The 14,876-nt window shown below is 31.9% G+C and carries 11 protein-coding genes and 1 tRNA gene; 10 read left to right on the top strand and 2 right to left on the bottom strand.

Annotation, left to right across the window (positions count from 1 at the left end; all coding sequences use genetic code 11):
• Complete coding sequence (locus tag NRK67_04245; protein UUV17123.1) at window positions 1-1,077, top strand: site-specific integrase; 1,077 nt, start codon at window positions 1-3, stop codon at window positions 1,075-1,077.
• A 66-nt stretch (window positions 1,078-1,143) separates the two neighbouring features.
• Here NRK67_04245 and NRK67_04250 read toward each other — a convergent pair.
• Window positions 1,144-1,220: transfer RNA gene (locus tag NRK67_04250), tRNA-Arg, on the bottom strand.
• A gap of 82 nt (window positions 1,221-1,302) precedes the next feature.
• Here NRK67_04250 and NRK67_04255 point away from each other — a divergent pair.
• Complete coding sequence (locus tag NRK67_04255; protein UUV17124.1) at window positions 1,303-2,628, top strand: SH3 domain-containing protein; 1,326 nt, start codon at window positions 1,303-1,305, stop codon at window positions 2,626-2,628.
• Window positions 2,629-2,699: 71 nt separating this feature from the next.
• The gene (fusA, locus tag NRK67_04260; GenBank protein ID UUV17125.1) at window positions 2,700-4,757 is read left to right on the top strand and encodes an elongation factor G; all 2,058 of its coding nucleotides are present in this window, start codon (window positions 2,700-2,702) and stop codon (window positions 4,755-4,757) included.
• 104 nt (window positions 4,758-4,861) lie between these two features.
• Here the strand turns inward: fusA and NRK67_04265 are convergent, their stop codons facing one another.
• On the bottom strand, window positions 4,862-5,305 hold the full coding sequence (locus NRK67_04265) for a VanZ family protein (protein ID UUV17126.1): 444 nt from the start codon (window positions 5,303-5,305) through the stop codon (window positions 4,862-4,864).
• A gap of 167 nt (window positions 5,306-5,472) precedes the next feature.
• Between NRK67_04265 and NRK67_04270 the strand changes: the two genes are divergently transcribed.
• Genes NRK67_04270 through NRK67_04300 form a run of 7 tightly spaced genes read left to right on the top strand, consistent with a single transcriptional unit; the run spans window position 5,473 to window position 14,873 of the window.
• Window positions 5,473-6,441, top strand: coding sequence for a glycosyltransferase (locus NRK67_04270; GenBank protein ID UUV17127.1), 969 nt, complete (start codon window positions 5,473-5,475; stop codon window positions 6,439-6,441).
• A complete protein-coding gene (locus tag NRK67_04275; GenBank protein ID UUV17128.1) occupies window positions 6,438-7,487 on the top strand; it encodes an SLBB domain-containing protein in 1,050 nt (349 codons plus the stop codon). The genes NRK67_04270 and NRK67_04275 overlap by 4 nt, the downstream gene beginning before the upstream one ends.
• Before the next feature lie 55 nt (window positions 7,488-7,542).
• Window positions 7,543-9,324, top strand: coding sequence for an oligosaccharide flippase family protein (locus NRK67_04280; GenBank protein UUV17129.1), 1,782 nt, complete (start codon window positions 7,543-7,545; stop codon window positions 9,322-9,324).
• A complete protein-coding gene (locus tag NRK67_04285; protein ID UUV17130.1) occupies window positions 9,305-11,329 on the top strand; it encodes a hypothetical protein in 2,025 nt (674 codons plus the stop codon). The genes NRK67_04280 and NRK67_04285 overlap by 20 nt, the downstream gene beginning before the upstream one ends.
• Window positions 11,330-11,341: 12 nt before the next feature.
• Complete coding sequence (locus tag NRK67_04290; protein UUV17131.1) at window positions 11,342-12,334, top strand: glycosyltransferase; 993 nt, start codon at window positions 11,342-11,344, stop codon at window positions 12,332-12,334.
• The gene (locus tag NRK67_04295) at window positions 12,324-13,535 is read left to right on the top strand and encodes a glycosyltransferase family 4 protein (GenBank protein UUV17132.1); all 1,212 of its coding nucleotides are present in this window, start codon (window positions 12,324-12,326) and stop codon (window positions 13,533-13,535) included. Before NRK67_04290 ends, NRK67_04295 begins: the two co-directional genes overlap by 11 nt.
• Before the next feature lie 18 nt (window positions 13,536-13,553).
• Entirely contained in the window at window positions 13,554-14,873 is a 1,320-nt protein-coding gene (locus tag NRK67_04300; GenBank protein UUV17133.1) for an O-antigen ligase family protein, read from the top strand.
• Window positions 14,874-14,876 lie beyond the last annotated feature (3 nt).

Consider the following 14,876-nt stretch of genomic DNA (forward strand, 5'->3'; position numbering starts at 1 on the left):
ATGAGTGTATATAAAGATAAGATAAGGAATAGCTGGTATGTAGAAATAAGGTATAAAACTTATAATAATGAACAGAAAAAAAAGAAAAAAAGAGGCTTTAAAACAAAGAAGGGAGCAAAGGAGTGGGAAATTAAATTTCTTTCTCAAGAAAATGAAACAAGTTCAATGTTAGGCTTTAAACAATTAGCAGAAATTTATTTAGAAGATATACAAGTAAGAGTAAAAGCTAGTACTTTTGCAAGGAAAAAAAGAGTATTTACCGGGAAGCTTATACCATATTTCAAAGATAAATTAATTCAAGATATTACACCTGCAGCTATAAAAAAATGGCAAAATCATGAATTACAAAATGAATATACAAAAAGTTATTTTAAAACCTTACAAAAAGAATTGAGTGCAATATTTAATTATGCAGTTAAATTTTATGGAGTGAAAGAAAATCCTGTTAAAGTAACCGGAGGAGTTCAAGAATCACCTTTATTAAAAGATAAAAAAGTAACTAATATAATTACTCCTGAGATATACAAAAGGTTTATAAGGGAGATTAAAACGTTTGATAATAGTGAAATTTCACTTATATTTTCTCTACTGTATTATACTGGTTGCCGAATAGGTGAAGTATTAGCTCTAAATAGAAAAGATATAAATTTTGATGATGGTAGTATAAAGATAAATAAGACTTATTCAAAAATTGATAAGAAAGGATATATTACAAAACCAAAAACTAAATCATCAGTTAGAGTTATAAAAGTTCCAGATTTTTTGATGGATGATTTAAAGGTATATATAGATACTCTATATGACAAGGAAATAAAAAGAATTTTTCAAGTTAGTAGAACCAATTTACATAGACGTAAAAATCTGACAATAAAAAAATTGAAACTAAAACAATTCAGCCTACATGATTTTAGGCATAGCCACGCTTCGATACTTTTTCAAAGCGGAGTAAACATTGTTAAAATTTCAAAAAGATTAGGTCATGAAAGTATAAAGATGACCTTAGATACATATTCACATTTAGTAGATACTGATGAAGATAAGGTGTTAGAAGTTTTAAATAAATTAAACAATATTTAAACTTTTGTCCCCAAATTGTCTCCACAGATTTATCAGCTCAATAAACGCAGTTGTTAAAATCAAAAATGGCGCACCTAATAGGAATCGAACCCATAACCCTCTGATCCGAAGTCAGATGCTCTATCCAATTGAGCTATAGATGCAAACCAAGTAGGGTTAGTTTACCTTAATTACAGTGTTATGTCAACCAGAATTATTAATGAGATTTAAGATTGGAGGGAAAATATGAAAAAACTATATATATTATTAATTATAATAGTATCTCTCTATGGTTGTAGTGCTAAAGAAGTAGTTCTTCCTGTAGAGGTAAAATTAACAATAATAGAAAATACAGAGGCCGAGAAGAGTATACCTCTAGAGTTAAAAACAGTACCATTATATGAAAGAAATATTGAGTATACCGGAGAGTTACCACCAGTAGACTATTTGTTCACTAATTCCAGAGTTAATATAAGAAGTAAACCATCAATAAATGGAAGAATCCTGGGCAGGACAAAGGTCAAAGAAAAAATAGAGGTCATAGGTAAGGTCGTGGGAGACAGGACTAGAAATAATAGGTTATGGTATAAGGTCAGTTATAAAAACTATATTGGATACCTCCATTCTTCTCTAATAGTAAAGAGAGAATTCAGGTTTGAAGAGATGGCAAAAAGAGCAAGAAATTTAGATCTTTTTATTGCAGAAGCCAAGGCAAATAACCGGAGTATTGAAAGGGTCATCCAATATATTCCGGGTTCAAGTGAGGAAGATGGGACCCCTGTAGATATGTATGGAAATAGGGGGGAACAAAGCATTGTAGGTATTTATACAAATCCAAGTGGGAAAAGTTCTTTGAGATACCTTTCAGATGGAAGGATCGTTTCAATAAAAAAAAGAGATCCAAGGGATGTACTTGTGACTATCCCAGATTCCATGAGAGTATATAGGATAGAGAGTGGGAAAACCCGAAGGATAGATATAGATAAGGGGATAAACAGAGTTATATTGATTGATTTGAAAAATCAAAACCAGGGTATATTTTTGAAAAAAGAAGGTGTGTGGCAGCTGATCTCCTATTCATTGGTTACAAGCGGAATAAATAATAATCGTGATTCCTATGAAACTCCAAAAGGTTATTTTTTAGTTGGGAATACAGTGAGACAAGTTATTTTCCCCTATGAAGAAAAAGTAAAAAAACAAGATCTGGGTGGGGAAGTTGTTGAAGATATAACAGAAGAAGGGTTAGATGAAGAAAATAATGAAGAAGATTATGAGATAGTAAAAAAATATTCCAGAGCTAATTATGGAATAAGATTTAGTGGAGGTGGTTATATTCATGGGATCCCATTAAAGGATGATATAGTAGAGAAACTCGGAAATGAAAAAGCGGTAAGGGAAAGAAAGGAAAGAGCAATAATTACATTGGGAACATATAAAAGATCTCATAAATGCGTCAGGAGTCCAGAGGAACATGAAAGTTTCCTATACCATGATTTTGTAGGTTATGATCCAAAATACGAGGGAAAATGGTGGAGACTACCGAAGCAAAATGTAGCAGTTATTGTATTTTAAAGATAAAAAATTCTAATAAAAAAATGATGCCAGCAGGATATCACTAAGTATTAAAATATGGAGGGGATAGGATGAAAAATTATGATATTGATAAGGTAAGAAATATTATATTTTTAGGACATGGGGGAAGCGGTAAAACCACCATTACAGAAGCTCTTTTAAATGTAGCTGGAGTAACCAATAGAATAGGGAATATTGAGGAGGGAAATACTGTTTCGGACTTTGAAAAGGAGGAGATCCACAGAGGATTTTCCATAAATACTTCTGTTATCCCTATAGAATATTGTGGGAATAAATATAATATCTTAGACACACCTGGCCACTTTGATTTTAAAGGGGAGGTCAGTGCTGCACTTCGGGTAGCCGGAGGAGCCGTTCTTGTGGTAGATGCAACTTCCGGGATTGAGGTAGGAACAGAAAAAGCTAATAAAATATTGGAAGAGAAAAAAATTCCAAGGGTTATCTTCGTAAATAAGATGGATAAGGGGTTTATCCAATATACTAAGATATTGGAGGAACTAAAGGATACTTTTGGAAAGAAAATAGCACCGTTTTGTGTTCCTATAGGTGAAAAGGATACATTTGAAGGGTTTGTAAATGTAGTGGATCTAAAGGGCAGAATATTCAATGGGGAAAATTGTGTGGATTCAGAAATTCCTGAAGGGATGCAAATTTCTTCTATTAGGGATATGTTATTAGAAGCTGTAGCAGAATCTAACGAAGAGCTGATGGAAAAATTCTTTAACGGGGAGGAGTTTACTGATGAAGAGATTCATACTGGTCTTCATACAGGTATTGTAAATGGAGAAATAATACCGGTATTAGTAGGATCAGCTGTTAATTCTATTGGGATTCATACTCTATTTGATACATTTTTAAATTACATGCCTACTCCAAATGAGATGCAGGATGGTGAGAGAATAGGGGAAGATCCTAAAACATCTGAGCTTAAAATTAAAAAGGTAGATGCTGATGAAACCTTTTCTGCTATTGTATTTAAGACAATAGTAGATCCTTTTGTAGGAAGGATATCATTATTTAAGGTGAATTCCGGAGTTATAAAAACAGATACGGAAATTTTTAATACAAATAAAAATAAAAAAGAAAAAATATCTAATTTATTTTTTCTCAGGGGGATAACTCAAATAAATAGTGATGAAATAAGAGCTGGAGATATTGGTGGGACTACTAAGCTGCAGCATACTCAAACAGGGGATACACTCTGTGATCTGAAGGATCCTATACTTTATCCTGCCATTGATTTTCCTGAACCATGTCTGTATCTGGCAGTAGAGCCAATGAATAAAAGTGATGATGAGAAGATAAGTACCCTCCTGCAAAAATTGACCGATGAAGATCCGACTTTTAAAGTCAAAAGAAATTATGAAACGAAAGAGTTGTTGATAGGAGGACAGGGAGAAAAACATCTACAGGTTATAACTCATAAACTGCAAAATAAATTTGGAGTAAATAGTACCACGTCTGAACCTAAGATAAGTTACAGGGAGACTATTAAAGGCATGATAGAGGTTCAGGGGAAACATAAAAAACAAACTGGCGGATCTGGTCAATATGGAGATGTACATATAAGGTTTGAACCGAGTAATGAAAAATTTGAATTTGTAGATAAGGTAAAAGGAGGAACGGTTCCGAAGCAGTATATACCAGCAGTAGAAAAAGGTATCGTTGAAGCAAGCCAAAAGGGGATTTTAGCAGGATACCCGCTAATTAATTTTAAAGCTACTCTTTTGGACGGTTCTTATCACTCTGTAGATTCAAATGAGCTTTCTTTTAAAATGGCAGCTATGCTTGCCTACAGGCTGGGAGTGCCTAAAGCAAAACCTGTAATTTTAGAGCCGATAATGCAGGTAGAGGTTTTAGTGCCCAATGACTATTTAGGAGATGTAATAGGCGATTTAAATAAAAGAAGGGGGAAAATATTAGGAATAGTTCCCCTTGGAGATCAGCAGAGGATAAGTGTAGAGGCTCCTCAAAGGGAGATGCTAAAGTATACTACCGATCTGAGAGCTCTTACCCAGGCCAGGGGAGAGTTTACTCTGGAATTTAAAAACTTTGAGGAACTGCCGGAAAAAATCAGTGAAAAAATAATTTTACAAAATAAAGAGTAGATTATAAAAGAGAATAAAAATATAGAAACCTGTGAAAACGACGCTGAAAGAGTGTCTTCACAGGTTTTTTTGTATCCAAAAAAAGAAAAATTTGGTTTAAAAGATTAAAAATCATTATTTGATTCCAGATGAATATAATCAGAAATTTTATCTATTAATTTTTTTCCTTTTTGAATAGATAAAAAACCAGTGAATAATCCCAATAGATCTATAAAGATATCGAAAAAATTAGAATTTCTTCCCAAATTAAAACTTTGTAAGTATTCATCTAAAAACGGGACAAAAATAGAAAAAATCAGGAGTTTTTTGTTGAGTTTTGTACCGACGGCTCCCAAACAAAAATACAGTGAAAAATGTGCTGTTTTTCTTATAAAATTATGAAAGAAAAAATAATTTTCAGTTAGATAAGTCAGGTCATTTTTTGTTATTATTCCCAACCATATGAGAATATTATCTGAAATTATTGAAGAATCAGATTTTGATTGGGATGAAAATAAAAAAATTATAACAAGAAATAAAATAAATAGTAATTTTGTGATTTTTTTCATAACTGTCTCCTTTTTTATAATTTTCAGTATGGAGTCTCTATATAATATTTTCGGAGAAAGCCAGAAAATCCTTTTATATCTAACTTTTATAAAAGGATTTTGCACTTAACTAAAGTAAATAATGGAAAGAAAGGTTTTAAAAGATATTTTATATGGCAGGTGACAATATGGAGATAGATTTTGTATTAATTGGTTTAAACAGTGAAAAAACAATTGAAAGTTGTGTTGAAAGTATTAAGGAAGTCAGTAAATTTTTGAATAGATACACTCTCAGGTACGTAGATGGCGGATCTACAGATAATACATTAACATTGGTAAATAAAATTAAGGGTTTAAAAATATCGCATTCTACAGGTGATCCGACCCCTGGAAAGCAGCGAAATTTAGGTTTTAAAGAGGGATCATTGGAATATGTTATGTTTTTGGATTCAGATACACTTTTAATGAAAGGTTTTTTAGAAAAAGCATTGGAGAGTATAAAAAGTTCAGAAATAGCTGCAGTTTGTGGCAGGAGGGATGAGATCTACCCAAATAAGACAAAGTATAACTATATCTCCAATATTGACTGGAACCCTTCCTTTGGAGAAGTAGAAGCCTTTGGAGGAGATGTATTGATAAAAAGATCGATACTATCTAAATTAGGAGGATATAATGAGATTTTGGTAGGAGGGGAAGATCCGGAATTCTCTAGACGAATTTTAAAAGATAAATATAAAATAATCCGGTTAGATATACCTATGACAAAACACGACATAGATATGCATACTTTTGAACAATATTTTAAAAGGGGATATCGTACGGGGTATGGATATGCTGCGGTGAATAAGATGCATCCGGAATTTTGGGACCATGAAATTAAAAGAATTTTAATAAGGGGAGGGCTTAGTTTTATATTTTTATTTCTCGTACCTTATAATCCTATTTTTTTGATATTTTTATTATTAATTCTATTTCGGCCTAGATTGTCGCTGGTTGAATACTTTAAAAAAAATTTAAATTTAGATTGGGAGAGCGCAAAATTATATTCACTTCATGCATCGGTTGTTGTAATCCCGGAATTTTTAGGACTTTTAAGGTTCTATTTAGGGGAAGTGTTGAATAGACCACTAAAAAACAAAAGGAAGTGTAAAAAATGAAAACTATTATTTTATTTATTATATTTACTCTACTGATAGGCTGCAATAATATAAAACCAAATGAACAGCTGGTAAATTCAGGGGAGAATATGGATTTTAAAGTAGATGCTGCTAAAGAAAGTAAGTTTACCAGTCCGGAAGCAGTTGATATTCTTTCTAACGAGATATCTGATGATTATTTAATAGGTCCGGGAGATGTTTTAATTCTCAATGTTTGGAATAGAGCAGATGTTTCTAAAGAAGACATAATAGTGGGGCCTGATGGGATTATTAATATAATTAGAATAGGTATAATCCATGTAAATGGAAGGACTAGGGTAGATGTTCAAAATGAAATTTCTGAAAAATTAGCAAAATTTTATGTAGGACCTGAAGTAACTCTGGAGATCAAAGAATATACCAATAACCGTGCTTTTGTTTTAGGACGGGTAAGTAAACCGGGGATAGTTAAATTTCCGGGTCAGGGGACACTGTTAGAGGCTCTTTCACTTGCCGGAGGACTGCCTATCTTAGATGATGCTAAAGCACCTCTGACACAGTGTGCTATATTGAGGGGAAAGGATAAAATTATATGGATAGATTTAAAAGATCTTTTAAATAATGGAAATATGCTTCTAAATGCAAGGATTAAAAACAATGACGTTATCTTTATTCCTGAAAGTGGAGAGAGTGAATATGTGTATGTTATGGGAGAAGCTAAAAAAACAGGGGTAGTAAAATTAACAAGTCAATTGACAGTTTTAGATGCCCTTATGCAGGTTGGAGGAGTCAGTAAAGATGCCAATACTAAAAAGATATATCTAATTCGATTAGGAGTAGAGGGCCAGAGTCAGGCCAGGGAAGTTAATTTAAAAAACATGTTAGAAACAGGAGATATCAGACAAAATTATGTGTTGAACAGCAAAGATGTAATCTTTGTAAGTGAAAAAGGGATATCTAGCTGGAACTACATCATGAATAATATCATGCCAACTCTTGAAGTTTTGGATCTTGGAAACAGTGTTCTAAATGGAACTATAAGCTTAGATGATGTAAAAGTTAAATAGTTTATCTTTATGGAGGGTAGTTATACTAAGACTTTTTATAATAAGGGGGAAATAGATGAATAAAGTGCTAAAAAATTCCATCATGGGAATGGGAACAAATATGATTTATTTAATAACTCGATTACTTATAACCCCTATTATACTAAGCTTTATAAGCTTAGAAGAATTTGGTTTATGGTCTATATGCTTTGTAATCATAAGTTATATTGGTTTAACAGGAAGCGGTATAGGAAATGCCTATATTACATATACAGCAAAATTTTATGCAAGTGGAAATAAGGAAAAGATTAATCAATTGATTAGCAGTGGGACTGTCTTTTTGAGTATAGCTTCTATTATCTTATATTCATTGGTTTATTTTTATATAGATCTTATTCTCTCATTTTTTAAAATAGAAAATTTAGAGTTTTATAACACTGCTAAGATTTTAATTTTAGGATCTGTTATTGCTTTTTTGATAGAACTTACCTTTGAAGGGTTTGAAAATTTTTTCGAGGGAATCCAAGAATTTATTACAACAAGAACGATTTGGATTGGAACAAATTTTTTAGAAATTTTTTTAAGCATTATATTTTTATTTAAAGGGTTTGGGGTTAAAAGTCTTTTATATGCTTACCTTATAAAAGCAGTAGTAAAGGTAGTTTTGCACTACATCTATATGCATAAATATATTAAGCCAAGATTTATATTTAATTTGAATATACTTAAAGAAATTTTTAAATTTGCCAGTAAGATACAAATTTTAAGTATTATTGGGATTTTTATGACTACATTTAATCAATTGGTAGTGGCTAATATTTTAGGGTTAAAGCAGACTGGATTATTTGAATTAGGACGTAAATTACCTCAAAAAGGAGCTTCTATAGCTGGGGGAGCTTTTGTATCTTTTATGCCTGCCGCTGCGGAAATTTTAAAAGATGATAATACTAAAAATGAAAATCACAGCAACACCGATGAAAGGACAACTAAAATTTATATAAAGCTGGCAGGACTAGGAATATATATAGGAGCTTTAACAGTCTTCTTTCATATGATTTATACAGATATATATAAGTTTAAAATCATAAGAATTAGTGGTTATTCATTTATTTTATTGTCTGGAGTCAGTTTATTTTTTATGGCTTCAGGGTTTTATGGATTTAGAAATTATCTTTTGAAAGGAGATAGTGAGCATATTAAAAATATAAAATTAAAAAAATTATATCTAAATGGGAACAGGTATATATCTCTTTTAACTTTTTATCTCTTTGTATTTTTAATTTTCTTTGCTCATGAAATACTATATGTTTGGATAGGAAGAAACGATTGGATGATTACAGCAACCATGATTATATTTTCATTTTCTATTATGACCAATTTAAATACCGGGGTAGGAACCTCTATTATGAGAGGAGTAAATAAACCGGAATATGAGATAGAATATGCCACATTGAACTTTGTTTTAGCTATTTTCTGGATCATTTCTTTTACACTTTTATTTGGAATAGTAGGGGCAGCTATGGGAACAGCATTAAGCACTGTAGTATCAAGTATTTATTTTATCCTTAGAATAAATAGAAATTTTAAAATAGAAATTACCGAATATTATGAAAAAACCTTGAAGTATCCCCTTGTGATCCTACTAATAGGTGGAGTACTATCCCTATTATTGTCTGTATTTAGAGTAGAAAATAGGTGGATTGGTTTAGGCGTTTTAGGAAGTAAATTTTTAATTTATACCGTGGTAATTTATCTGGCTCTTAAATATTATTTTAAATTAGAGGAAATAAACCGTTTAGAGAGAAAAATAAGGAAATTACTGGGAAAGGAGAAAATTTATGAAGGGGAAAAAAAATAAACCCATTGACATTATTACAACAATAACGAGATATATAAAAAGGGTCATTGTAATTGGAACTGCTACTTTCTTAGTTCTAAGCCCCTTAGCTTTTTTATTGAATAAATTAACTTATTTTACATCTGGGACTATAAAAATTGAACCTGTAGCTTTGACAACGTTGTCTGGATATGAAAATTCAATAACTAGTTACTACAAAGATTTCATTCAAACACAAATTTTTAAAATTCACAGTAAAGAAATTATTGAAAGAGCATTGAATTCTCTGCCGAAAGAGAAGAGGAAATTATTTATAAAGGGAGAATTGCCATATAATAAAGAGTTGGAAATTATTTGGAGGAGTATAGGAGTAAAGGCTGTAAGGGACTCCCATCTTATTAATATTAATTTTACCTGGGAAAATCCTGAGGGGATGGATGAACTGGTCAATGCAATAATGAAATGCTACTTTACAAGTGTAGAAGAGGAGATTGGAAATAAGAATAATAAAAGGTTAAATTATCTAAGCAGTGAACTTCAGAGATTGGATAAAGAAATTAAAGTTGAATTTAATAAATTAAAGGATATAACTGATAAAACCAATACTTCTACATTTTCAGAACAATTTAATCCATATAATAGCCGGATAGCTTATTTGAATGAAGCTTATATAAGAGCATATGATGCCAAACTTCAAAGTGAAAATCGCTATTTAGAAGTTATGAATGAAATAAAAAATATAAAAGCAGTTCCTTTAACAGCCTTAATTGATGAGATGGTAGAAAAAGATCAATCTCTTTGGGATCTAGGGTTTTGGACATATAAGACGCTACAGGAGATGAGAGCCAGTCTTGATGGGATGACTTTGGAAAATACAGATAGAAAATATGTAGAAGACAGGATGAAGAATATGTCTGAACATCTAGAAAAACTCCGGGAAGATGTCAGACAAAGAGCTACTAAAGTTATTACAAACAAAAGAGATTATACTTTAAAATTAAAAGAGATAGATTCTTTGAGTTTACACCAGGCTACAGCAAGGACAGAAAGTCAGTTATGGAAAGATCTGACTGAGGAAAAACTCAAAGCTGCTGAAGTGTCTAAATTGATGCTTATAGGTGTAAGGATAGAAACAAATTTAAAAAATTTAAGAACAACATATGATCAGGTAACAGAGAGAATATATTACCTTACTGCTGAATCTATGGCACCTAGCAGATTGAGCCTGGTAAATTCAGCAGAATATCCATTTGAACCATCAGGAGCGACTAAAAGTAAATTATTAGCATTAATATTTATGGTATCTTATGGTTGGATTGGGGGACTTTGTATATTTATAGATCTTATAGATAACAGAATAAGAAAGAGTAAGGATATTGAGAGTGCATTAGGGTTTAAACCTAATTGGCCAATTTCAGATCTAAAGGATGAAGATTTCTTAGAAACAAGTATAGCACATAAAACAAGTCAGCCATATCAAGCTATGGAGTCTATCGCTGTACGGTTAAGCAGAGATCATTTTTTGAACAAATCAAAAATAGTGACCTTTATTCCTACTGATCTAGGAATTGGAACCACAGAGATAATAGTAAATTTAGCAGATCTATTATCTAAAACAATACCTAAAGTATTAGTAGTAGAGATAAAATCTTCTGGTTGTTCTCTGGGGGAAAAATTAAAAATTACTGGCGAAGATAAAGTACCATACTATGAAAAAGAAAGAAATATTTATATCTGCCCTAAATTGAATGGTGAAATAATGGAAACAACTAAAATATTAGAGATATTAAATAGTTATAGAGATGAGTTTGACTTAATTCTGATAGACAGCGAACCAATTTTAAGTTCTGGTATTACTGAATTTGCAGCTATTAATTCAGATGTTGTTTATATTGTAACTCATGGGGATTACAGCAGGTATAGGGACCTGAGAGCAACGGTAGAGATAATAGAAAAATTAAAAATTGAAGCTCTTTCGGTAATTTTAAATTGGGGAAGTAAGGGTATTATAAAAAGACGAAGATAAGGGGGAAATTCATTGAATGTATTTTATTTAACTCCTAAAATAAAAAAAATAGTTAGGTATGAAGATGATACAACTATATTAAAAAAATTAAAGAGGATATTTTTTAATGATAGAAAAGCTTCTGGAGGAATTCAGGTAATCTATGAACACGCTGATATCTTAAATGAAAATAAGATCCCGTCTAAGGTATTGAGCTTAGGAGGCAGGTTTAACAGCATCAATGCCGATTGGTTTGATCATAAGACTTCTATCTCGTACTTAAAAGAAGAATTAAAAAAAATAAAGGAAGGAGATTTTATTATCTGTCCCGAGGTCATACCCCAGGAGATTTTAAAGTTTAAAAAAGGAAAAAAACTTCTTTTTGTACAAAATTGGGCTCTCTACAGAGAAGGTAGTGCTGAAAGATACGGATTTGATGGGATAATAGCCCTAGAAGGGTATTGTACAGAGTATATGAGGGAGCGGTCAAATCTACCTATTTTTAGTGTCCTAAACGGGCTGGATTTAGATAAGTTTTGTTACAGGAAAGAGTTGAAAACCCCTAATACAATGCTCATTTTATATAGGAAGAATCAAAAAGATATAGATGATTTTATTGAAAAATTTCCAGATGACCTAAAAGATACTTTTGAATTTGAGGTTATATATGGACACTTAGAAAAAAATGAGTTGATCAAAAAATATGAAAAAAATGATATCTACCTGTCTTTTGGTTACCCAGAAGGGTTTGCATTACCTCCATTGGAAGCTATGGGGTGTGGATGTGTAGTCGTAGGTTTTACAGGCCGTGGTGGAGATATTCATATGATACATAATAAGACAGCTCTTACAAGCAGGGATGGAGATGTAGAAAATTTATATACCCACCTTTATAGATTGAAAAATGAATCCGGACTCAAAGAAAAATTGAGAGTTAACGGACTAGAGAAAATAAAAGAGTTCAGTAAACAAAATATGGAAAGCAGTGTATTGAAATTATTTAAGGAGGTAGAAGATGTATTATAACTACTTAATTCAACTACCTGTTATGATAAAGGATAATGAAATTTATATGGAAAAATTACCTGCTATAGATATAAACCTTCATATAGATCTACTGCCTAAAGGAGTGAAGTTGAGGTTGATAGCTCCTCTAGTTTTAGATTTAACAGGAGATTATATCCAGTTAAATGAAAATATGGAGTTTATACCCCTTGAATATGAAAATTCATTTATAGAGGGATTTCGAGTCTATCGAAAGAATAAAAAAATAATTAATACTGCTCTTTCAGAAGGTGGAATACTTCACACTGGGGGAGGAGGATATCCATATATGATTTCCTCCTGTTATACGGGGATTAGAGATTCACAAAAATATGATATAAAGAAATTATTTATAATGGACTGTGATCTTGTAGGAAAACTAAAAACAGATCAGGTAGAAAGAAGTAAAAACATTTTGAAAAAAATATTTTGGACAGGGTTTATGCATTACTCTAAATACTTATATGAAAAAAGTATAGGGATTGGAGATACAGCTTTTATGTTAGGTGAAGGAGTATATCAGAAATACTCTAAATTCAGTAAAAACCCATTTAAGATTTATCAGCCTATTGTAGGAGAAGACCAAATAATTGAGGAGTCAGTCTTGGACAAAAAGTTGAACTCTATAGGTGCAGATATCGGTAAAATCAAATTTTTTTATATAGGCAGGTTAGCCTATGAAAAGGGATTAGATACATTGATAAAAGGATTTATGGGTATTCCCAAGGAAAAATATGAGATTAATATAATCGGTGATGGAGATGAGATGGACAGGCTGAAATGTTTGTCTAAAGATCTAGATATCCAAGTAAATTTTTTTGGATGGATACCTTGGGGAGAACAGCTATTTTCTATTATTTCAAAACAGCATATAATAATAATTCCACACAGGACTGAAGAGATGACTCGGACAGTATTCGATAGTATGGCCCAGGGAGTTGGCTTTATAACAACAAAAACTATTGCGCTATGTGATGTGATATCTAAAGTAAAAAATGGAATAACATTTAGTATTGATGATGATGAGGAATTAAATAAACATATTAAAAGAATAATAGGGGATACAGATTTGATAAAAAAATGGTCTCTCAATTCTTTTAATTATATAAAACAACATAATAGCAGGAGCTATATTCTTGAAAGGATTGAAAAATTAGAAAAAGATGGATTTTTTGAAATGTAATTTAAAGGGATGATGACTATGAAAGCACTGGCACTTTTTCCATTGATTATAAATATAATAGTTTTGATGACAAAGGGTGAAAAAGCTGCTTTTAAAGTAGTTTTATTTTGCCTTTTTGCAATACCCAGTTATTATTATTTCCCTACTCCAGGCCTTCCGGATTTTAATTTTTTTCATTTTTCATTATTTCCATTATTTGGCTGGTGGATCATGAACAGGCTCGAGGAGTTCAAAATTGAATTTTTAGATATCTTGGTTTTTCTATATGTTTTAATCTCTATTATAAGTGAATTTACTACAATGGGGTTTGCTGATGGGAGAAATCTTTTGATAGATAGGACAGTACAGATAATAATGCCTTATATTTTAGCCAAAGAATTTTTATCTACCCTGGAAGATAAGATTGAGTTTGCAAAATTTATTACGATCATAGGGGCTGTTTTGGCTTTTTTCTCTCCCTTGGAGTTTAAATTTGATTTGGCTGTTGTAGATGTTTTGCAGTTTGTCTGGCCGGAGTACCTCAGGTGGCCGGGGTGGGCAAGGTACGGATTTGTAAGAGCTGCAGCTGTATATGCACATCCAATTTTGGCCGGGATGATGTGGGCTTTTTATTCTCTGTTTGCTATCTGGCTACGAAGGAGAAAAGTTTGGAAAAATGATAATATTGCTAAATTAATAATACTTTTAAATATTGCAGGGATGTTAATGTCCATATCTAAGGGGCCTATTTTAGGTTTTATTGCCGGAGGAGTTCTTCTGGTTATTGGATGGACAAAGAAGAGGGTTATGGCTTTTACATTGGTAGCTGTAATTTTAGCTGTTGGTCTTCCTCCTGCAAGTATAAAGTTTATGCAGTATGCATCTGTAAATAGATTTAATGCTAAAAATGAAACACAGGAAAATATAGCATACAGAAAAGAACTCATAGATAATTATATTGTTGAGGTAAAAAAACAACCTTTATTGGGGTATGGAAGAAATGGAATGCCGGTAGTCAATGGACAGGTAAGTATAGATAATCAGTATCTTTTCATTGCACTTCTACATGGAGTAATCACTATGTATCTTTTTTTAGGGATGACATTTTATAGTATGTTTAAATGCTTGAGAATAGGATTAAATACATCCTTTGATAATCCCCATGGGGAGCTGGCCTGGCTTATAGTAGCCTGTGCATTTACTTGGTTTGTTACTCTGGCAACGGTCTGGATGGGAGCTCAGAGTGAGCAGATTGTATTTGTGTTTATTGCCTTTGCCAGTACAATGAAAGCTGGATCTTTTATTGAAGAATCTAAAAAAGAGGAAATTTCTTCAGAGTGGAACTTTAGACAGGTATAGAGG

This window comes from Fusobacteria bacterium ZRK30 (assembly GCA_024628785.1).
Classification (GTDB): Bacteria; Fusobacteriota; Fusobacteriia; order Fusobacteriales; family Fusobacteriaceae; genus Psychrilyobacter.

Excerpts from the sequence above, each read along its gene's own strand:
- NRK67_04280 (UUV17129.1), top strand. The coding sequence starts at position 7,543 with ATGAATAAAGTGCTAAAAAATTCCATCATGGGAATGGGAACAAATATG.
- NRK67_04265 (UUV17126.1), bottom strand. The coding sequence starts at position 5,305 with ATGAAAAAAATCACAAAATTACTATTTATTTTATTTCTTGTTATAATT.
- NRK67_04275 (UUV17128.1), top strand. The coding sequence starts at position 6,438 with ATGAAAACTATTATTTTATTTATTATATTTACTCTACTGATAGGCTGC.
- NRK67_04270 (UUV17127.1), top strand. The coding sequence starts at position 5,473 with ATGGAGATAGATTTTGTATTAATTGGTTTAAACAGTGAAAAAACAATT.
- NRK67_04255 (UUV17124.1), top strand. The coding sequence starts at position 1,303 with ATGAAAAAACTATATATATTATTAATTATAATAGTATCTCTCTATGGT.
- NRK67_04285 (UUV17130.1), top strand. The coding sequence starts at position 9,305 with ATGAAGGGGAAAAAAAATAAACCCATTGACATTATTACAACAATAACG.
- NRK67_04300 (UUV17133.1), top strand. The coding sequence starts at position 13,554 with ATGAAAGCACTGGCACTTTTTCCATTGATTATAAATATAATAGTTTTG.
- NRK67_04295 (UUV17132.1), top strand. The coding sequence starts at position 12,324 with ATGTATTATAACTACTTAATTCAACTACCTGTTATGATAAAGGATAAT.
- fusA (UUV17125.1), top strand. The coding sequence starts at position 2,700 with ATGAAAAATTATGATATTGATAAGGTAAGAAATATTATATTTTTAGGA.
- NRK67_04245 (UUV17123.1), top strand. The coding sequence starts at position 1 with ATGAGTGTATATAAAGATAAGATAAGGAATAGCTGGTATGTAGAAATA.